The sequence below is a fragment of the Mycobacterium sp. 1245499.0 genome (genome assembly GCF_001673615.1).
GTDB lineage: Bacteria > Actinomycetota > Actinomycetes > Mycobacteriales > Mycobacteriaceae > Mycobacterium > Mycobacterium europaeum_A.
On record NZ_LZMG01000158.1, the window covers coordinates 1 to 19,682 of the forward strand.

A 19,682-nucleotide genomic window follows, 5' to 3' on the forward strand; every position below is an offset into this window, starting at 1 on the left:
GGCACGCTGACCCGCCACTACCTCACCGGTACGCACTTCGACGGACGGGTAAGCCGCAATCTCGCGCCGCCCGGCCTCATACAGCGTGCCGGCGATGTGTTCGAACTGGAACTGTCCGACGGTCGGCGTGAACGCACGAGTCTGGTGCTGCTAGCCACTGGCATGGAGTACCGGCCGCCAGCGCTGCCCGGGCTCGCGGGGTTGTGGGGGCGGTCGGTGTTCCACTGCCCGTTCTGCCACGGCTGGGAGGTCCGCGATCAACCGTTGGCGGTATTGGCGAACGGTGAGCGGGCGGTGCGTTCGTCGTTATTGCTCAGGGGATGGAGCGACGATGTTGTGCTCCTGACAGGAGGACCTGCGAAGCTCGACGATGCCCACCGATCCCGGTTGGCCGCAGCACGCGTCGTGATCGATGAGCGGCCCGTGGCCGAACTCGCCTCAAGCAATGGCGAATTGGCGGCGGTCGTGTTCACCGACGGAACTCGGCTGGCACGCAGCGGTCTGCTCGTCGCGACGACACTGCATCAGCGGTCGCAGCTGGGTGAACAGCTCGGGGTCGGATTCGGTGAGCCGACGCCAGCGGCGGCGAACCCCATCACAGTCGATGCGCTCTGTCGGACAACAGTTCCCGGAGTCTTCGCGGCGGGCGACACCATTGCGACACAGATGCCGCAGGTGGCAGCCGCGATCGCGACGGGTTCGCGCGCGGCCTCGTCGGTTGTGCAGAGTTTGGCCGAGGACGTCGGCTCACCGATACCGGAATAGACGGGACCACCGTCAACGGGTGAGCTGGATCATGAACTGGAGTCCCGGAGTTTTGACCCAGCGACCTGATCGCAATTGGCCAGATCGGCACCACAACCGGACTCGGACTGCTGGTCCACACATTGGCGGTGCGCTCGCAGATGACGCCGTCCATCGCGGCGGTCCTGGGCCGCTGGTGGCCACTACGAGTACGCAGCCGACCGATGCGGACCGCACCGATACCGGCAGCACTACAGACAGGAGCCACAGTATGAGAGCAATCATGAAAGTGAGCGGCTGGGCGCTGCTGGGGATCATGACGGTTTTCGCCGGCGTGGCCGCTGCCTGGCCTGCGCACGCCGATCCCGACACCGATTTTGCCAACGAACTCGACACCTCCGGCATCTACGGGCAGAAGGATTACAACGCGTGGATCGGCAAGATCACGTGCAAGCGGCTGCACACCGGGCTCGACCTGGATGCCGACAAGTCCGCGAAGTTCGTCTTCACGCAATTACCGAAGGGCAGCACGACCGAGCAGGCGTGGCAGTTCCTGGGCGCCGCGATCAACACCTACTGCCCCAAGCAGGTCCCGGTCCTGCAATGGGCAGCCGGAGAAGGGTGAACGCCATGAATCTACGCGCAGGGTTGGCAGCACTCCTGAAGTGTGGAACCGCCTCAGCCACAGCGGGTTACGCGTCGGCTGATGCCAGTGTCGACTACCCGATTCCGAACCGGATCCTGAAGACCACTTGCACCGTCGACCAGTACATGGCCGCCGTCCGCGAAATCGAACCGGTCTACTACGAGCGCTACATGACCGACGACAAGAACCGCCCCGTCGACGTCCAAGACGCCGCCCGCGATCGCGTCTACTGGTTCTTCTCCCTCTACTACACCGCACGCCGGCAGTACTCCGAGGACACTGCGACCAACGTCTACTACGAGCAGATGGCCACCCACTGGGGCAACTGGGCCAAGCTGTTCTTCAACAAGGGCGTCGCCTCGCACGGCACGCCCGTTCGCTCGTCACCGCTGGCCGTGTCCCGATTCGCGTTCACCACCGCCCCACGCACCGCCAAACAAGACCGACAGCTCAGCTCCAAACTTATGAAGGTATTGCCGTGATCGACGACGTCACCGACCCCCTCGTCCTCGTTGTCTTCGGTGCGCGCGGAGACCTTGCCCGCCGCATGCTCTTACCCAGCCTCTATCGGCTAGCCGCCACGGGACGCCTTCCCGACGACTACGCGGTCATCGGGTCGGGGCGCACCGCCCCCGACAGCGACGACGAGTTCCGCGACTCCGTCCGTGACGAGCTGGCCAAGTCGATCGACGAATTCGACGGCGAGGTGGCCGAAATTTTGTTGAGCCGGTTGACGTTCCAGGCCGCCAGTGACGCCGATGGCGCCGCACTGGCTGCCAAGGTGCGCGCCGCGCAGTCGACGCTCGGCGAACACGCGCGGACGTTGATCTACATGTCGGTACCGCCCAAGGCGATGAAGTCGATGATCACGATGCTGGGCAAAGAGGGCATCGCCGAGGGAGCCCGGCTGATCGTCGAGAAGCCGTTCGGCACCGATCTCGACAGCTCCCGCGAACTGGCCGCGATGACCACCTCCATCGTTGAGGAGGACCGCGTGTACCGCATCGACCACTTCTTGGGCAAAGAAGCCGTCCAGAACATCCTCGCTCTGCGCTTCGCCAACGGCCTGCTCGAACCAGCCTGGGACAGAAGAAGTGTCGAGTCGGTACAGATCGACGTCCCCGAGGACATCGCGTTGGAAGGCCGGGACAGTTTCTACGAGGCGACCGGATGCTTCCGTGACATGGTCTCGACGCACTTGTGCCAGGTCCTCGGCTTCCTCGCGATGGAGTGGCCGTCAAGTCTGGACGCAGTGGCCGTGCGCGACCAGAAAGCGCGTGTCTTCGAAGATCTTCGGCCGCTGGATCCCGACCGCGTGGTGTTCGGCCAGTACGCCGGCTACCGCGACGAAGATGGCGTGGCGGATGACTCCGAGGTGGAGACGTTCGTCGCGGTCGAGGCGTTCGTGGACAACGACCGCTGGCGGGGAGTGCCGTTCTACCTCCGGACCGGAAAAGCATTGGCCGCCAATGGCAGAACGGTCACGCTCACCTTCCGCACCCCGCCGCGCCTGTTCCCCGGCAGCGACCCGGCACCCAACGAACTGGTGCTCGACCTGACCAGCACCCCCGTCGCCGTGCTGGAGCTCAACGTCAAACGGCCGGGCCCGGAGCTGACGGTCGAATGCGTCGGGCCGCGCCTCGAGCTGACACCGCAGGATCAGCGTAGCGACGCGCTCGACGCCTACGAGCGTCTGCTGCTCGACGTGATGCACGGCGACCAGACGCTGTTCGCGCGTTCCGACGAGGTCGACCGGCTCTGGCAGGTGTGCCAGCCGGTGCTCCACAATCCGCCTCGTGTGCAGACCTACGAAAAGGGTTCGTGGGGACCAGAATCCGCACTCAAACTGCCGGGTCCGCGGGGTTGGCGGCTGAGCGGTGGCTGACGGCCCGACGATCGCGGAGCACGGCCTCATCGGGGATCTGCGCACCTGCGCACTCGTGGGCACCGACGGCTCTATCAACTGGTTCTGCGCGCCGCGGTTCGACTCCCCCAGCTTGTTCGGGGCCATCCTCGACCCTGACCGCGGTGGCCGCTGGGCGTTGAGCCCGGTGTGCGAGAGCACCAAGACTCACCAGTTCTACTTTCCGCAGTCGGCTGTGCTGATCACCCGGTTCCTCACCACCGACGCGGTGCTGGAGCTGCAGGACTTCATGCCTGTGCGCCGCCCGGCCGACCCCGACCATCGGCAGCGGCTGGTGCGCAGAATCGTGGCGGTGCGCGGGTCGGCGACCCTGCGCACGTCGCTCGATCCCCGACCCAACTACGGGCGTGGACGTTGCAACATCGACAACCAGGACGGCGCCGCCCGGATGCGCGCCGATGGGTTGTCGATGACCCTGACGACCGAACCCTCGGTACAGGTGGGCGTCGACGACGGTGCGATCAAGGCCGAGTTCGATTTGCGCACAGGGGAATCAGCCGTGTTCGTCCTCGAAATCCATGATGCCGCCTTCGCCGGCACCGACGATACCGACGATGTCGACGAACTATTCGCCGACACCACCCGCTATTGGCGGTCCTGGATCGCACAAAGCCGTTATCAGGGCCGCTGGCGGGAGACCGTCGAGCGGTCGGCCATCACCCTCAAACTGCTCACCCATGAGCCGTCCGGCGCGATCATCGCTGCGCCGACCACCAGCCTGGCAGAACAGATCGGCGGCAGCCGCAACTGGGACTACCGGTACGTCTGGATTCGTGACGCGAGCTTTTCGCTCTACGCCCTGTTGCAGCTCGGATTCAGCACCGAGGCCAACGCCTTCATCAGGTGGCTGTCCGAACGGCTCGGCCGCGGCGAGCGTGGGACCGATGGCCTTGGTCCACTGCGGGTGCTCTACGACATTGACGGCAACTGCCCAGCCGACGAGACGCACCTGGACCACCTCAGCGGATACCGCGAATCCCAGCCGGTGCGGGTCGGCAACGCCGCGGCCAGCCAGCTGCAGCTCGACATCTACGGCGACATCATCGACTCGGTTTACCTGTTCAACAAATATGGCGCGGGCATTAGCTACGACGCCTGGCAAGATGTGGTGCTCGTCGTCGAGTGGCTGCTTGATAACTGGGACCGCAGGGACGCCGGGATGTGGGAGCTGCGCGCCATCGAGCGCGTCCACACCACCTCCCGGCTCATGTGCTGGGTCGCCATCGAGCGCGCGATTAGGGTGGCCCGACAGCGCGGCCTGCCCGGGGACATCGCGAGGTGGTCGGAAACCCGCGACGAAATCTATAACCGGATCATGGACGAGTCATGGAATCCCGACGTCGCGGCGTTCACTCAAGTCGAAGGCGGTGAGCGGATGGACGCGGGCATACTGCTGATGCCCATGGTGAAATTCATCTCGCCCGCCGATCCGCGGTTCCTGTCCACGCTGGCCGCCGTGGAGCGCGAACTCGTCACCGATAGCCTCGTCTTCCGTTACGACACGGGTACCGACGGGCTCGAAGGCAAGGAGGGGACATTTTCGCTGTGCAGCTTCTGGTACGTCGAGGCGCTCACCCGGGTGGGCCGGCTCGACGACGCCCGGCTGGCGCTGGAGAAGATGTTCACCTACGCCAATCATGTCGGCCTCTATGCCGAGCAGGTCAGCCCCACAGGCGACCAGGTCGGCAACTTCCCTCAAGCGTTCACCCATCTGTCATTGATCAGCGCGGCGATCAACCTGGACCGCGCCCTTGGCTGAGATCACGCAACGCACTCGCCAACGGTTGCGCGACGGCGTCATGATGCGTTTCGACACGATCTGCGTAAACGGAGGCCTGAAAGACTACTCTCCGCCGGTAACATGCCGCATATTCCAATCGCGTTGTCTAGCAATATCTCTCGAAGGACGTCCAGACCACCAGCTTAGCCGCAGATCTTCTTGTCAGGAGAGGTACCGGGAAGAGAGTCGCCCCCGCCGATGCCGGAGACCGCCGCGTAATGGTGGACGCATGTGGCGCCGTGCGCTGGGATCACCATTGAGCGGAACTCGTTGGTCAGGGACCAGTCACCGTACCGATAGTCGCTTTGGTTGTTTGTCCATGGCGCCTGGAACAAACCGATGAAGAGCTCTACTTCGATGTCTTTGCTGTTGATGCCGATCAGGGTGTAGACCTCGATCCAATTGGTTCCGCAGCTCGGTGACTAGCTAGACCCATGCCCGTGATGCGGATAGCCGGGAATGACCTGCGGGCCATCAAGTACGTGATGGGCAACAAACTTATCGCAGAGACCATGTTCCGTCACGACCCCGACATCATTCTGGACGCTCCGCTGCACACAGCAATATACGAATCTACCTCTGGCGGTGTGCAATTCAGCATCGACCAGCCTTCGACCAAATTCGATAGCTCCGGTGTCGCTTGCCACGCTGAAAGGCCCACCCGTTTGCCATTAGCATTGGACCGGGCTCGCCTGTTCGTGGGCCGTGTAGTGACGGTGCCGCGACGCGCTGCGTCACGACAAGACGCGGTCAATTGCTGTCGAGATGCAAACGGAGGCTGTGCCCGCGGGCCGGCCTGCAGCTGAGCAACGGTGCGTGCTGCCGCGAGTGCGCGACACGCCAACACCAGCCCGCGCTGTTCACCGCTGCCTCAAATTGCGAGATCTCCACCGTTGTCATAACTGCCCGCCCTTTCGCGGGAGTTACAGGCCCGCCCACTTGGTGTGCGCTGTGGGGGACGACACCCCGCCCTGCGCCGGTTGGGGGTAGGGGCGGCTACCAACCACCCGGCACGTTGACAAAGCGACGGCTTACCAGCCGTCCTCGTCCCAGGCCTCACCGCGTAATAGGGGTCCCATGACATCAACCGGCGGTATCCGGCGATGGCGCCGGCTGATTCACACCCACTCCCGCAACCGCGGCCGCAACCCCTGGGACAGCATGAACCGGTCAAACTGACGCGATCCAGGAGCACGACGCAGTGGACGTCGAGGAAAGTTAGCCGCCCAGTGCCGCGCCTGATGCTCGGTGAGCGCCAAGCGTGCCGCCTGCGCCTCCCCTCGAGCCCGCCGAGCTGCCCAGAACGCGCCGGCGAGCGCCGAGGCCCACGCCGGCATCTCTTCCTCCGCCGGCACCGGATCACCGGCCGGCATCGAGTCTGGCGCGGTGGTGTTCGCGCCGCTAGTCGACGGCGGCAGCACCGCCGATAATTTCGTGTGACGTCAACCGCGACAGGTGGAGCTGATGGGCCGCAGAGACCGTGTTCATCGGGCGCCCAGACGGACAAACTTTGGCGGGCCCGTCTGTCCGGGCAGGTGGCGATGGACCGATAAGCAGAGTGAAAGCTGGATAACCGGGATTATCGACGCTATCTGAAGCCACGGCGGCGCCAACGTGGTAACCGCCGAACTAGCCTTTCCCGCCAAATTATCTCGCCCGTCTGATCTTTGTTGTCTGACTAGGTACCGAAACATCACTCCACTAGACGGCGGACGCGCGCGGCAGAATCTGCCGGGATGCAGGTGTCGTTCCGTCAAGTCAGCGGCCCAAGACCTCTAGGGCGGGGAGCTTGTGCCCTCATCCGATTTCATGCTCGCCTAGTCGAACAGCACCGCCGCATTCAGATAACCCGTCGGGTCCAATGCCGCCTTGAGTGTCCGCATCGCGGCGATGTCGGCGGCCTCGCGTGACATCCCCAGATACGGCCGCTTGCGGCTGCCGACGCCGTGTTCGGAGCTGACGTTGCCGCCGGAGCGCGCGATGAGGTCCATCATCGGCTCGTACAGCACCCGCTCCCGGTCGGCCGGGCAGCGCAACACGTTCAGGTGCAGGTTGCCCTCGCCGATGTGGCCGAACAGCACCGGCAGCGCGTCGGGGGCATGCGTGTGCACCAAATCGACCGCGTGGCTTTCGAATTCGCTGATCGCCGACAGCGGCAGTGAGACGTCGAATTTCAGCGGCGGTCCGTACACGCCGAGCACCTCGGCCAGCGATTCGCGCACCTGCCACAACCGTTGCTGCGCAACGAGATCCACGCCGACCGCGGGTTCGCCAGAAATCGGCACGTCGTGGAGCAGCTCGGCCAGTCGCTCGGTCTGGTCGTGATCGGCGGCCAACTCCACCAGCAGCAGCCACTCGCCCTCAACCGGTGAACCGACGCCGCGATGTTCGGCCGTCAGCGCGGCGGCGCGGCCGTCGATCAGTTCCAGGGCCGCGATGCCGTCCACGTCGCGGAACACCCGGCCCGCCGCCACCAGCGCGTCGAGGTCGGCGAATCCGCAGATCGCCGTCACCCGGTGCGACGGGGTGGCGTGCAGCCGCAGATCCAGCTCGGTGATGACGCCCAGCGTGCCCTCGGCGCCGACGAACAACGCCGGCAGGTCGTAGCCGGTGTTGTCCCGGCGCACCGGGCTGTGCCGGCGCAGCAGTGTGCCGTCGGGCAGCGCCACCTGCACGCCGACCACCTGCTCGCCCATGTTGCCGTACCGCACGGTGCGCAGGCCGCCGGCGTTCGTCGACGCCATGCCGCCCACGGTCGCGGTGTCACGCGCCGCGAGGTCCACGCCGAACACCAAACCGGCTGCGGCGGCGGCCCGTTGGACCGCGGCCAGCGTGGCTCCGGCGCCGGCCTCGATGCGGCGTTCGACGGTGTCGACGTCGGCGACGGCGTGCAGCCGTTCGGTGGACAGCAACACGTCGTCATGCTCGGGAACGGTGCCGGCCACCAGCGAGGTCCGGCCGCCCTGCACGGTCACATGGGCGCCGGCGTCGCGGCACACCCGCAGCACCTCGGCGACCTGCTCGGCCGTGCCGGGCCGCACCAGCGCGCTCGCCTTGCCGCGGTAGCGGCCGGTGTGGTCGACGCTGCGCGCCGCCAGCACGTCGGGATCGGTGACGACGTGGTTCGATCCGACCAGGCTCGCCAGGCTGCGCAGCATGCTCGCGGTTATAGCACCGACGACGCGAGACGCTTGCACCGGCCGCGTGTTGTCCTGGTTCAGCCCGGCACCGCGCGGAAGCACCCATCGAAATGGCCGTTCCCGATTCCCGCGGTCTGCATGAGGGAGTGGGCGACGACGGGACCGACATGCCGAAAACCCGCCTGGTGCAAGGCGGCCGACACCCGCCATCGCCTTCATCGGGCGACCCTATCCACTGCCTTGGGGCACCTCGGCGAATCCCGGTTGCCCCGCGTCGACAACGGAATTGAACCGGTGCCGAGTTTCCAGGCGCTCATTGATGTCCTGGATCGCGCTCTCGGGAAGCGCGGTGACGTCGAAGTTCTCGCGGATGCGTGCCGGCGTCACGGATGCCGTGAGAACCGCGCTTTCCCGCTGAATTCCCCAGGCCAGCAGCACCTGTGCGGGAGTCTTGCCGAGCTGCCGGGCGATGGACACGATGAGCGGGTCATCGAGGAGCCGCGGTTCCAGCGCGTGCCCCAGCGAGGCGAACGCCGACAGGATGATTCCGTCCGTGTCGCGCAAACCGTGCAGTTCCCACTGGGGGTGATACGGGTGCGACTCGACCTGGACGACGGCCGGCTTGATGCGGGCGGTCTCGACTATCCTTCGGACGCCTTCGACGTCGATGTCGGACAGCCCGATTGCGTTCGTAAGGCCTTCGTCCACAAGCGCTTCCATCGCGGCCCACGTCTCCTCCAAGGTGACGCCGTCGTCGTAGATGACGGCGCCGTGGATGTCGCGGGGATCTTGGTCATCGCCAGGCTGGAACGCGAACGGGGTGTGCACCAGATACAGGTCCACCGTGTCCAGCCCGAGCCTGTTAAGGCTCGCCTGCAGCGCGGGCTTCACCCGTTCGGGTCGGTGGTTGTTGTTCCACAGCTTGGTGGTCACGAACAGCTCGTCGCGGCGGACCGTCCCGTCGGCGAACAGCTCCTTGAGCGCCGCACCCACCTCGGCTTCGTTGCGGTAACGCTCCGCAGCGTCGAGGTGGCGGAACCCGACCTCGACCGCGGCTTTGACGGCCTCGCGCGTCCTGCCGTTATCGGAAAGCGAAGTCCCGAACCCGAGCGCCGGAATCTCCCCGCCGTTGTTCAGGACAATTCTGCGTTGACTGAGATTCTCGTTCGATGTCATGGCGGTCCGGCTCCTCGCTTGTCACCTGGTTTATAACTGACCAGTCGTCTATTTAACAAGCGCGGGCGGTGCCGACATTCCCGGTCTTAACCATCAGTCCAGGAGCGCCGGGACCGTAACCGCCTCGAAGCGGTCGTAGGGGCCGCGACTGCGGGTCACCTTGCCGCGCAGGGCCGCCCCTTCCCACGCCTCGATCAGTTGGGCCGCCAGTTGCTCCGCATCAAGGTCCGCGCGAATCTCTCCCGATCCACGCTGGCCGGACCGCACACATTCCGCGATGGCCGTATCCCAGCGGTCGAGAATGCGGACGAGCTCGGCGCGGACCTGGTCGCTGGATCCCCCGAGCTCGAGCGAGAGGTTGCCGACCAGGCAGCCGAGCAGGAAGTTGGCGGTTGCGTGTTCGTCGGCGAGCGCATGGAAGAAGCGGGTGATTCGCTCCCGCGCCGGCCCGTCCGCCCCAAGGATGGGCACCAGGCGCGCTTCGATATCGGCCCAGTAGTGCTCCAGGATGGCCGCGGCAAACGCCTCTTTGCTGGGGAAGTACGCGTAGAACGACCCCTTCGGCACGCCGGCCGCGTCGGTGATGTCTTTGACGCCGCTGGCCGCGAACCCACGCGCATGCACCAGGTCAAGCCCCGCCGCCAAGAGCCGGCGAGGCACGTCCGGGTTTGGTGGGCGGGGCATGCCACCGATATTAGCCGACCGGTCACTTATAAGGGCGACGGCCGCATGAGCCGCCTAGAACTCCTTGTGATTCACGTCGGTGACCAGGCCGCCGTCCATGATGTACTCGCTGCCGGTGGAGTAGGACGACTCGTCGCTGGCCAGGAAGAGCACAAAGGTCGCGACCTCGCGGACCTCGCCCGGGCGGCCCAGCGGGATGGTCACCATGTCCTCGGGCAGGTGGGCGGTCATCGGGGTGCGGATGAACCCCGGGTGTATCGAGTTGACCCGGATGTTGTGCGGCGCCAGCTCGAGGGCCGCCGACTTCGCCAGCCCGCGCACGCCCCACTTGGACGCGACGTAGGGGTGCACCATCGGCGCGCCGCGCAGGCCCTCGATGGAGGACACGTTGATGATCGAGCCGCCGCCGGCCGCGATCATCGGCTCGACCGCGGCCCGCATGCCCAAGAACGTCCCAGTCAGGTTGACGTCAATCACCTTCTGCCACTTGGCCAGATCGAAGTTCTTCAGCGAGCCGAGCGCCACGGTGCCGGCGTTGTTGACCAGCACGTTGAGCTTGCCGAATTCGCCGACCGCGGTGGCGACGGCGGCGTCCCACTGGTCTGGCTGGGTGACGTCGAGGTGCACATAGCGCGCCGAGTCGCCGATCTCGTCGGCCAGCGCCTTGCCCTGGTCGTCGAGGATGTCGCCGATCACGACCTTGGCGCCCTCCTCGACCAGCAGCCGCGCGTCTTCGGCTCCCATGCCGCCGGCGCCACCACTGATCAGCGCAACCTTGCCGTCTACCCGACCCACGTGGGTCTCCTTTCGATTTAGGTGGTCACCAAAGTGCTTGGTGCGTAAAGGCCTTTGCCCGTTACCAGCGGCAAGTCAAGTGTGGTCCGAATGCCCGGCGGCGCGGCGATCACGGCGGGGATGGCGTTGACGACGCGGCCCGCGGCGCCCGCGATCGCCGCGTGGTTGTGGTCGCCCTTGCGGCTGCTGGGAATGATGTCGACCGCATACGACGGCTCGCCGGTGATCTCGACGCGGTAGGAGCCGTCACCGGAGGCGGGCTGGGGCAGGTCGGGGCGCAGGTCGGGCCGCAGCCGGGTGACGTGCTCGATGACGATGGCCGGATGACCGTTGACCATGCCGCGAATCTCGAACTGCAGCACCGCCACCGTGCCCTTGGCGACGTGCCCGACCGCGATGTCGAAATCCTCGGGCGCGGGCTCGCGCTGGTAGGACTCGGTGATCTCGTCGACCTCGATGCCGAGGCCGGCCGCCAGTTGACGGATCGCGGTGCCCCACGCGATGCTCAAGATGCCGGGCTGCAGCAGCATCGGGATCTCGTCCATCGGCTTGGCGAACCCCATGTAGTCCATGACCTCGGTTCCGTTGTACGACGCGTAGTCGTGGATCTCCATGCAGCGCACCTGCTCGATGCGCTGACACGTGCCGGCGAGCGCGAACGGGATCAGGTCGTTGGCGAACCCCGGGTCGACGCCGCTGATGAAGATGCTCGAATTGCCTTGCTTGGCAGCGTCTTCCACGCGGGCGATGTACTTGTCGGGCATCACGCCCCACGGGTACTGCAGCAGCCCCGGCGACGAGCCGACGACGTTGATGCCGGCGGCCAGGATGCGCATCACGTCGGCCATCGCCTCGGGCAGCCGGGTGTCGCCCATCGCGCAGTACACGATGCAGTCGGGCTTGGCGGCGATGATGGCGTCCAGGTCATCGACGGCGGCGACGCCGGTGACCACGCCGGTGTCCAGGCCGACGCCGCACAGCTCGCCGGCGTCCTTGCCCACCTTCTCGGGCGTAGAGACGCACACCCCGATCAGTTCGAACTGCGGGTTGGTGATGAGTTCGGCGAGGGCCAGCCCTCCGACATTTCCGGTGCCGACGTGCGCGACGCGGATCGCCATGACAGTCTCCCGTCCCTGAAAACCCTGGACAACTTTTCTAGACAGTAGTCCATAAAATTTGGGTCGCATACCTGCGGGACTGGCCGCGGCCCGCGGGGCAGAATCAATCGCTGATGACACCACGCGAAGACCTTCAGTTCCCGTCCGGCGACGATTTGATCAGCGCCTGGCTCTACCGGCCGGCCGGCGACGGGCCGGCGCCGCTGCTGGTGATGGCGCACGGCCTGGGCGCGGTGCGCAGCATGCGCCTGGACGCCTACGCCGAGCGTTTCAGCGCGGCCGGCTACGCCTGCCTGGTGTTCGACTACCGCAACTTCGGTGACAGCGAGGGCCGGCCGCGTCAGGTCCTCGATGTCGGCATGCAGCTCGCCGACTGGGCCGCGGCCGTCGCCTACGCCCGCACCCTCCCGGGCATCGACCCCGGCCGGATCGCGTTGTGGGGCACCAGTTTTGCCGGCGGCCACGTGATCGCCACGGCGGCCCGGCTGCCGGGCATCGCCGCCGCGATCGCCCAATGCCCGTTCACCGACGGCCTCGCGTCCGCACGCACCATCACCAACCCGCTGATCGCCGCGCGCATCACCGCCCGGGTGGTGCGCGACCTGCTGGCCCGCCGCCGCGGCCGCCCGCCGGTGATGGTCCCGACGGCCGGTAGGCCGGGCGAGGTCGCGCTGATGAACACCCCCGACGCGTACGCCGGCTACCTGCGGCTGGTGCCCGACGGAGTCGAGTTGCGCAACGAGGTGGCCGCGCGAATCGCGTTGCAGGTCTTCAGCTATCGGCCCGGCCGCGAGACACCCAAGATCGAGTGCCCGATCCTGTTCTGCGTGTGCGAAGCGGACTCGGTGGCGCCCGCGTCGGCCACGCTGCGCCACGCGGCCAGGGCGCCCCGCGGCGAGATCAAGCTATATCCCGAGGGACATTTCGCGATCTACGTCGACGACGCCTTCCAGCGGGTGGTCGCCGACCAGCTCGCGTTCCTGGACAAGCACCTGAAAGGCGCGCCCGCCTAGGGTCCGAGCGGGGACGTCGTGCGGATGGCTTCGTCGCGAATGAGCCCGCGCAGCAGCGCGGTGCTGAACTCGGCGGCGATCTCCTTGGCCGACCGCCGCCCGCTCGGGCGAAGCCAGCGGTAGGCACCCAGGGTCATGCCGATGTAGCCCAGCGCCAGCACGTGCGAGTCGCACGGGTAGAACTCGCCGTTGGCGATGCCGCGGTCGATCAGGCCGTGCACGTGGTGATAGACCTGGGCTTCCTTCTCCCGGACCTCGGCGACCTGCTCACTGGTGAACCATTCGGTGATGTAGGGCTGCTCCTGGAAGTACACCGCGGCCCGTTCTGGATCGCTGGCGATGCCGGTGAGCAGCCGGACGGTGTACTGGTAGAGGGCCTCGCGCGCCGTCCAGGACGGGTCGTCGTGCACGGCGGCCAGCGTGCCCTCGGCGGCCTGGCGGTAGATGTCGAACAGGATCAGCGACTTGCTGGCGTAGTAGTGGTAGACCGTCGCCTTGTTCAGCCCGATCACGTCGGCCACATCGTCCATCCGGGTGCCGTGATAGCCGCGCGCAGCAAACAGCTTGGTGGCAACCGCCAGCAGCTCTTCGCGCCGGGTCAGCCCGTTCGGGGTGATGCTGTCGGTGGGCATCTGTTCTCACTATCGTCGGTATGGCCAGGCCAGGGGCGGTGCGGCCCAGAATAGCTATCAACTAACTGGTTGGACAGTTTAAGCAAAACGCCGGGTGTCACGTGCAGGCGTATGCGACTAGACTCCTGATCGAACGCGATGAGTCGAGAGGTGGGGCCGATGGATCCGAGTCCGGATTACGACGGAAGCGACGAGATCGAGTTCTTCATGCGGTACCTGACCTGGGGCTTGCGTGGGGTCACCGACGGAAACGGCTACCCGCCGCCGGCGTACCCGCCCGTCTAACCGCCCAGCGCAGCGGCGCTTTTCCCGCCGTTACAGCGCTTTGAGTTCCTCGGCGACCTCGGTCACCGATTTCTTCGCGTCGCCGAACAGCATGCTGGTGCCTTCGCCGTAGAACAGCGGATTGTCGATGCCTGCGAAACCGGAGTTCATCGACCGCTTGAGCACAATCACCGACTTGGCCTTGTCCACGTTGAGGATCGGCATGCCGTAGATCGGGCTGGACGCGTCGTTGCGGGCCGCCGGGTTGGTGACGTCGTTGGCGCCGATGACGATCGCGACGTCGGTGCGGGCAAACTCGTCGTTGATGTCGTCCATGTCCTTCATGGCGTCGTAGTCGACCTCGGCCTCGGCCAGCAACACGTTCATGTGGCCCGGCATCCGGCCGGCGACCGGATGGATGGCGTACTTGACCTCCACGCCCTTGTCTTCCAGCAGCGCCGCCATGTCCTTGACCGCGTGCTGGGCCTGGGCGACCGCGAGGCCGTAGCCGGGCACCACGATCACCTGGTTGGCGTACGCCATCTGGATCGCCGCGTCGGCGGCCGAGGTGGCCTTGACGGTCTTGTCGCCGCTGTCTCCGCCGCTCGGCGCGATCCCGCCGCCGCCGAAGCCGCCGGCGACGATCGCGGGGATCGAGCGGTTCATGGCCTTGGCCATCAGGTTGGTCAGGATCGAACCGGACGCGCCGACGATCATGCCCGCGACGATCATCGCGGTGTTGTTCAGCGCCAGCCCCGCGGCCGCGGCCGAAAGCCCGGTCATCGCGTTCAGCAGCGAGATGACCACCGGCATGTCGGCGCCGCCGATCGGCAGCACCACCATCAGGCCCAGCACGCCCGCGGCGGCGAGCAGCCCGACCATCCACCAGAGCGGCGCGCCGCCGGTGCCCGGATGCGCGTGCAGGCCGATGACGACGGCCGCGGCCACCGCCCCGGCCAGCAGCAGCAGGTTGATCGGCTGCTGCGCCTTGCCGAAGCCGATCGGCGATCCGGAGATGATCTCCTGCAGCTTGCCGAACGCGATGATCGATCCCCAGAACGAGATCGACCCGATGATCGCGGCGAACAGCGAGGCCACCACGATGTGCACGGTCGGCGACTCGCCGTGCTGGAAAGCCGAAAAGCCGTGCGTCTCAATGAATTCCGCGAGCGCGATCAGCGCGACCGTGCCGCCGCCGACGCCGTTGAAGAACGCCACCAGCTGCGGCATGGCCGTCATCTTGGTGTAGCGGGCGGGCGGGACGCCGAGCACGACGCCCACCACCAGGCCGGCGATGATCAGCACCCACTGGTCGGTGTGGCGGATCTTGATCAGGGTCGCCACCACCGCCAGCGCCATGCCGACCGCGGCGATCAGGTTGCCCCGCACCGCCGTCTTGGGTCCGGTCAGGCCCATCAGGCCGTAGATGAAGAGGGCGAACGAGATGATGTAGAGGCCGATAACCAGGTAATTCATTTGGCGGCCGGCGCTTCCGTGCTCTCGGCCTTGGCGGGCAGCGGCTTCTTCTTGCCCTTGAACATGCCCAGCATCCGGTCGGTGACGATGAACCCGCCGATGACGTTCAGGGTTCCGAACACCACCGCGACGAACAGGATGATCTGCACCGCCAGCGACGGGTGCTCGACCGAGCCGAACACCACCAGCGCGCCCAGCACCACGATGCCGTGGATGGCATTGGTGCCCGACATCAGCGGCGTGTGCAGCGTGTTGGGCACCTTCGAAATGACCGCGAACCCGACGAATCCGGACAGCACCAGGATCGCCAGGTTGGCCAATAGCTCGTCGTACATCTACGAGTCCTTCCGTGTGACACACGATTCCGCGATCACTTCGTCGTCGAAGTCGGGGGCCAGCTTGCCGTCGGTGAGCAGCAGGTCCAGCAGTGCGGTGATGTTCTTGCTATAGAGCTCGCTGGCGTGCTCGGGCATGGTGGCCGGCAGGTTCAGTGGCGACGCGATGGTGACGTCGTGCTTGACGACGGTCTGGCCGGGCTCGGTGAGCTCGCAGTTGCCGCCGGTCTCGCCGGCCAGGTCCACCACCACGCTGCCGGGCTTCATCGCCTCCACCGCCGCCGCGGTGACCAGGCGTGGCGCCGGGCGTCCCGGGACCAGCGCCGTGGTGATCACGACGTCGAAGCCGCTGATCGCCTTCTCCAAAGCCTTCTGCTGCTGGGCGCGCTCCTCGTCGGTGAGCTCACGGGCGTAGCCACCCTCGCCGGAGGCGTCGATTCCAATGTCGAGCCACTGCGCGCCCACCGAGCGCACCTGGTCGGCCACCTCGGGCCGGACGTCGTAGCCGGTGGTACGGGCGCCCAGCCGTTTGGCCGTCGCCAGCGCCTGCAGCCCGGCCACCCCGACGCCGAGCACCAGCACGGTGGCCGGCTTCACGGTGCCGGCCGCCGTCGTCAGCATCGGGAAGAACCGGGTGGACTCCGAGGCCGCCAGCAGCACCGCCTTGTAACCGGCCACGTTGCCCTGCGACGACAGCGCGTCCATCGCCTGGGCCCGCGAGATCCGCGGGATGGCCTCGAGCGCGAACGCCTGCACGCCCGCCTGCTTCAGCGCGCCGATCGAGTTCTCGGCGTTGCGCGGCGCGAGGAAACCGATCAGCGTCTGACCGCTGTGCAGCTTGGCGACCTCGGCCTGGGTCGGCGGCGCGACCTTGACCACCACGTCGGCGGCCCACGCGTCGCCGATGCTGGCCCCGGCCTCGGTGTAGAGCGCGTCGGGCAGCAACGCCCGCTCCCCCGCGCCGGATTCGACCACCACCGCCACGCCGCTGTTCACCAGCGACGCGACCGCCTTCGGCACCAGCGCGACCCGCCGCTCGTCGGGGCCGGATTCGGCGACCACTCCTACCGTCGTCTGCGCATTTGTCATGGCGCGTACATCTACTTTCCGTACTTTCCCGTACTGTCCCTGCCGATGGACGTGGCGCCGGCTCGGCCGCGCGCTTCGCTACCTTAACCAGGTTTCACCATGGACGCGTCAACGGCTCCGGCGACCCAAGGCGGGATACCCCGGCCGAAGGCGATCGACGCTCCGGTCGATGGTTCGCCGCCGCCGCGCGACGCAGTAGCGCCCGCACCGTTGTGAGGTCACAAGCCGGCGTTGTTGCTACCAAAGCGGGATGTCGTGGCCGTGTTCGGACTCCGGTCGGGGCCCGAAGTAGCGCCGCTGCGATTGCTCGATCGGCACGTCGTTGATGCTGGCTTCGCGCCGCGCCATCAGTCCGGACTCGGTGAACTCCCACAGCTCGTTGCCGTAGCTGCGATACCACTGGCCGGACGCGTCGCGGCACTCGTACTGGAACCGCACCGCGATGCGGTTGTCGTGGAAGTCCCAAAGGCTCTTGCGCAGTGCGTAATCCAGTTCGCGCTGCCACTTGCGGGTCAGAAACGCCACGATCTCGTCGCGGCCCACGACGTGTTCGTCGCGATTGCGCCACTGTGAATCGACGGTGTAGGACAGGCTGACGCGGTGGGGATCGCGGGTGTTCCAGGCGTCCTCGGCCGCCTGCACTTTCTGGATCGCGGTTTCCCGGGTGAACGGCGGGAACGGGGGGCGGGCTTCACTCATGCCTCTATCGTGCCGCCCCGCCGGCGCGCTTTCACCCCGGCGTAAGCACCGCGCTGACGACCGGAAACCCGGCGACTCGACACGTGTCCTATCGTGACGGGCATGGACTTCGCGATGTCGGCCAAAGCCATCGACTACCACAAGCGACTGTCCGACTTCATGACCGAGTACGTCTTTCCGGCCGAGGCCGAATACGACAAATACCGTGAAGAAGCCGGCCCACACGATCACACGGTCCCGCCCGTCATCGAGGACCTCAAGGTCAAGGCCAAAGAGCGGGGACTGTGGAACCTGTTCCTGCCGGCCGAATCGGGGTTGACCAACCTCGAGTACGCCCCGCTGGCCGAGCTCACCGGCTGGAGCCTGGAGCTCGCGCCCGAGGCGGTCAACTGCGCGGCGCCAGACACCGGGAACATGGAGACCCTGCACCTGTTCGCCACCGAGGAGCAGCGCAAGCAGTGGCTGGAGCCGTTGTTGGCGGGCGAGATCCGCAGCGCGTTCTCGATGACCGAGCCGGCGGTCGCCAGCAGCGACGCCCGCAACATCGAGACGTCGATCGTGCGCGACGGCGCCGACTACGTCATCAACGGCCGTAAATGGTGGACCTCGGGCGCGGCCGACCCGCGCTGCAAGATCCTGATCGTGATGGGCCGCACCAACCCCGACGCCGCCAGTCACCAGCAGCAGTCGATGGTGCTGGTGCCGATGGACACCCCTGGCGTGACGGTGGTGCGCTCGACGTCGGTGTTCGGCTGGCAGGACCAGCACGGGCACTGCGAGATCATCTACGACAACGTGCGGGTGCCAACCACCAATCTGCTCGGTGAGGAGGGCGGCGGCTTCGCGATCGCCCAGGCCCGGCTGGGCCCGGGCCGCATCCACCACTGTATGCGCGCGCTCGGCGGCGCCGAACGTGCGCTGGCGCTGATGGTGCACCGCGCGAACAACCGCATCGCCTTCGGCCGGCCGCTGGCCGACCAGGGTCTGGTGCAGCAAGCAATTGCGAAGTCCCGCAACGAGATCGACCAGGCCCGCTTGCTGTGCGAAAAAGCGGCGTGGACCATCGATCAGCACGGCAACAAGGCCGCCCACCTGTTGGTCTCGCAGATCAAGGCGGTGGCACCGCAGGTCGCGTGCGACGTCATCGACCGCGCCATCCAGGTACACGGCGCCGCCGGCGTCAGCGACGACACGGTGCTGGCCCGCCTCTACGGCTGGCACCGCGCCATGCGCATCTTCGACGGACCCGACGAGGTGCACATGCGGACCATCGCGCGCACCGAGATCGGCCGCGAACAGTCGGCCTTCGCCGCGGCGGTCACCGCAGGATGACCGAGGCGTTGCGAGAACTGTCCGGCGCGTGGAACTTTCGCGACGTCGCCGACGGCGCGAGCGCGCTTCGGCCCGGGCGGCTGTTCCGGTCCGGTGAGCTGAGCCGGCTCGACGACGCCGGACGCGCAACGCTGCTCGAGCTGGGCATCACCGATGTCGCCGACCTGCGCGCGAACCAGGAAGTCGCCCGGCGCGGCCCGGGGCTGGTCCCCGACGGCGTCGAGATCCACCGGCTGCCCCTTCCCGACCTCGGCGACGATGCACCGACCGACAACGAGGCCCCGCACGAGCACGCGTTCCGTCGGCTGTTCGAAGGCGACCCGAACCAATCCGACGAGGCCGTCAACGAGGCCGCCGTTCGTCACATGATCGACGAGTACCGGCAGTTTCCGACCCGCAACGGGGCGCAACGTGCTGTGCGGCAAGTCTTTTCGCTGCTGGGTGCCGGGCGCCCGGTGCTCACGCACTGCTTCGCGGGCAAAGATCGGACCGGTTTCGTGATCGCGACGGTGCTGGAAGTGCTCGGCGTCGACCGCGACACCATCATCGCCGACTACCTGCGCAGCAACGCCGCGGTCCCCCAACTCCGGGACCACATCTCCGAGATGATCAAGCAGCGCTCCGACGTCGAACTCACCCCGGAAGTCATGACGTTCACCGAGGCGCGGCTGTCCGACGGAGTCCTCGGCGTGCGTCCGGAATACCTGGACGCCGCTTTCCAATCGATCGACGACGAATTCGGGTCCCTGGACGCCTATTTACGCGACGCGGGTGTCAGCGAGGCGGACGTCGAACGCCTGCGTGGCGAACTGCTCGCCTGACTCGCTGACCACCC

Annotated in this window: 21 protein-coding genes and 1 pseudogene; 11 read left to right on the forward strand and 11 right to left on the reverse strand. The window is 66.7% G+C overall.

Features of this window, described 5'->3' with window-relative positions; translation table 11 throughout:
- The first annotated feature begins 6 nt into the window (after positions 1-6).
- The 7 genes and pseudogenes from A5646_RS08525 (at position 7) to A5646_RS30370 (ending at position 5,900) form a co-directional block, all read left to right on the forward strand.
- Entirely contained in the window at positions 7-765 is a 759-nt protein-coding gene (locus tag A5646_RS08525; RefSeq protein ID WP_082984680.1) for an NAD(P)/FAD-dependent oxidoreductase, read from the forward strand.
- A 59-nt stretch (positions 766-824) separates the two neighbouring features.
- Positions 825-1,019, forward strand: a pseudogene (locus tag A5646_RS27945) (MMPL family transporter); the annotation flags it as partial.
- A gap of 8 nt (positions 1,020-1,027) precedes the next feature.
- Positions 1,028-1,369, forward strand: coding sequence for a DUF732 domain-containing protein (locus A5646_RS08530; protein ID WP_067021243.1), 342 nt, complete (start codon positions 1,028-1,030; stop codon positions 1,367-1,369).
- A gap of 5 nt (positions 1,370-1,374) precedes the next feature.
- Positions 1,375-1,872, forward strand: coding sequence for a DUF5078 domain-containing protein (locus tag A5646_RS08535; protein WP_156765556.1), 498 nt, complete (start codon positions 1,375-1,377; stop codon positions 1,870-1,872).
- Positions 1,869-3,275 carry a glucose-6-phosphate dehydrogenase gene (zwf, locus tag A5646_RS08540; RefSeq protein WP_067021245.1) on the forward strand — a complete coding sequence of 469 codons (1,407 nt, stop codon included), beginning with the start codon at positions 1,869-1,871 and terminating at the stop codon, positions 3,273-3,275. The genes A5646_RS08535 and zwf overlap by 4 nt, the downstream gene beginning before the upstream one ends.
- Positions 3,268-5,073, forward strand: a complete 1,806-nt coding sequence (locus A5646_RS08545) for a glycoside hydrolase family 15 protein (RefSeq protein ID WP_067021247.1) — start codon at positions 3,268-3,270, stop codon at positions 5,071-5,073. Before zwf ends, A5646_RS08545 begins: the two co-directional genes overlap by 8 nt.
- Before the next feature lie 506 nt (positions 5,074-5,579).
- On the forward strand, positions 5,580-5,900 hold the full coding sequence (locus tag A5646_RS30370; RefSeq protein ID WP_369806924.1) for a DUF302 domain-containing protein: 321 nt from the start codon (positions 5,580-5,582) through the stop codon (positions 5,898-5,900).
- Between the two features lie 1,011 nt (positions 5,901-6,911).
- Here the strand turns inward: A5646_RS30370 and A5646_RS08550 are convergent.
- The 6 genes from A5646_RS08550 to A5646_RS08570 all read right to left on the reverse strand — a co-directional run bounded on the left by A5646_RS08550 (position 6,912) and on the right by A5646_RS08570 (position 12,007).
- Positions 6,912-8,252 (reverse strand): FAD-binding oxidoreductase, encoded by a 1,341-nt coding sequence (locus tag A5646_RS08550; protein WP_067021299.1) that lies wholly within the window; start codon positions 8,250-8,252, stop codon positions 6,912-6,914.
- Positions 8,253-8,311: 59 nt separating this feature from the next.
- The gene (locus tag A5646_RS30375) at positions 8,312-8,437 is read right to left on the reverse strand and encodes a DNA-3-methyladenine glycosylase I (protein WP_082976080.1); all 126 of its coding nucleotides are present in this window, start codon (positions 8,435-8,437) and stop codon (positions 8,312-8,314) included.
- A gap of 25 nt (positions 8,438-8,462) precedes the next feature.
- Positions 8,463-9,410 (reverse strand): aldo/keto reductase, encoded by a 948-nt coding sequence (locus A5646_RS08555; protein ID WP_066868235.1) that lies wholly within the window; start codon positions 9,408-9,410, stop codon positions 8,463-8,465.
- Between the two features lie 93 nt (positions 9,411-9,503).
- Positions 9,504-10,094, reverse strand: a complete 591-nt coding sequence (locus A5646_RS08560) for a TetR/AcrR family transcriptional regulator (RefSeq protein WP_067021248.1) — start codon at positions 10,092-10,094, stop codon at positions 9,504-9,506.
- Between the two features lie 54 nt (positions 10,095-10,148).
- Positions 10,149-10,889: a glucose 1-dehydrogenase gene (locus A5646_RS08565; protein WP_066868231.1), complete on the reverse strand. Its 741-nt coding sequence runs from the start codon at positions 10,887-10,889 to the stop codon at positions 10,149-10,151.
- 17 nt (positions 10,890-10,906) lie between these two features.
- A complete protein-coding gene (locus A5646_RS08570; RefSeq protein ID WP_067021250.1) occupies positions 10,907-12,007 on the reverse strand; it encodes a diacylglycerol kinase in 1,101 nt (366 codons plus the stop codon).
- Between the two features lie 113 nt (positions 12,008-12,120).
- Here A5646_RS08570 and A5646_RS08575 point away from each other — a divergent pair, with 113 nt between their 5' ends.
- Positions 12,121-13,020 carry an alpha/beta hydrolase gene (locus A5646_RS08575; protein ID WP_067021252.1) on the forward strand — a complete coding sequence of 300 codons (900 nt, stop codon included), beginning with the start codon at positions 12,121-12,123 and terminating at the stop codon, positions 13,018-13,020.
- On the opposite strand, the gene A5646_RS08580 is transcribed toward A5646_RS08575, so the two are convergent.
- On the reverse strand, positions 13,017-13,652 hold the full coding sequence (locus A5646_RS08580; protein ID WP_066868225.1) for a TetR/AcrR family transcriptional regulator: 636 nt from the start codon (positions 13,650-13,652) through the stop codon (positions 13,017-13,019). The genes A5646_RS08575 and A5646_RS08580 overlap by 4 nt on opposite strands.
- A gap of 159 nt (positions 13,653-13,811) precedes the next feature.
- Here A5646_RS08580 and A5646_RS28865 point away from each other — a divergent pair, with 159 nt between their 5' ends.
- Positions 13,812-13,937, forward strand: coding sequence for a hypothetical protein (locus A5646_RS28865; protein ID WP_003874194.1), 126 nt, complete (start codon positions 13,812-13,814; stop codon positions 13,935-13,937).
- A 30-nt stretch (positions 13,938-13,967) separates the two neighbouring features.
- Here the strand turns inward: A5646_RS28865 and A5646_RS08585 are convergent, their stop codons facing one another.
- The 4 genes from A5646_RS08585 to A5646_RS08600 all read right to left on the reverse strand — a co-directional run bounded on the left by A5646_RS08585 (position 13,968) and on the right by A5646_RS08600 (position 17,515).
- Complete coding sequence (locus A5646_RS08585; RefSeq protein ID WP_067021254.1) at positions 13,968-15,392, reverse strand: NAD(P)(+) transhydrogenase (Re/Si-specific) subunit beta; 1,425 nt, start codon at positions 15,390-15,392, stop codon at positions 13,968-13,970.
- Positions 15,389-15,727, reverse strand: a complete 339-nt coding sequence (locus A5646_RS08590) for an NAD(P) transhydrogenase subunit alpha (protein WP_066882077.1) — start codon at positions 15,725-15,727, stop codon at positions 15,389-15,391. The genes A5646_RS08585 and A5646_RS08590 overlap by 4 nt, the downstream gene beginning before the upstream one ends.
- A complete protein-coding gene (locus A5646_RS08595; RefSeq protein ID WP_067021257.1) occupies positions 15,728-16,816 on the reverse strand; it encodes a Re/Si-specific NAD(P)(+) transhydrogenase subunit alpha in 1,089 nt (362 codons plus the stop codon).
- A gap of 237 nt (positions 16,817-17,053) precedes the next feature.
- Entirely contained in the window at positions 17,054-17,515 is a 462-nt protein-coding gene (locus A5646_RS08600; RefSeq protein ID WP_066868218.1) for a nuclear transport factor 2 family protein, read from the reverse strand.
- 114 nt (positions 17,516-17,629) lie between these two features.
- Between A5646_RS08600 and A5646_RS08605 the strand changes: the two genes are divergently transcribed.
- Both A5646_RS08605 and A5646_RS08610 read left to right on the forward strand, forming a co-directional pair.
- Positions 17,630-18,847 carry an acyl-CoA dehydrogenase family protein gene (locus A5646_RS08605; protein WP_066868243.1) on the forward strand — a complete coding sequence of 406 codons (1,218 nt, stop codon included), beginning with the start codon at positions 17,630-17,632 and terminating at the stop codon, positions 18,845-18,847.
- On the forward strand, positions 18,844-19,668 hold the full coding sequence (locus A5646_RS08610) for a tyrosine-protein phosphatase (RefSeq protein ID WP_067021259.1): 825 nt from the start codon (positions 18,844-18,846) through the stop codon (positions 19,666-19,668). The genes A5646_RS08605 and A5646_RS08610 overlap by 4 nt, the downstream gene beginning before the upstream one ends.
- Positions 19,669-19,682: the final 14 nt, after the last annotated feature.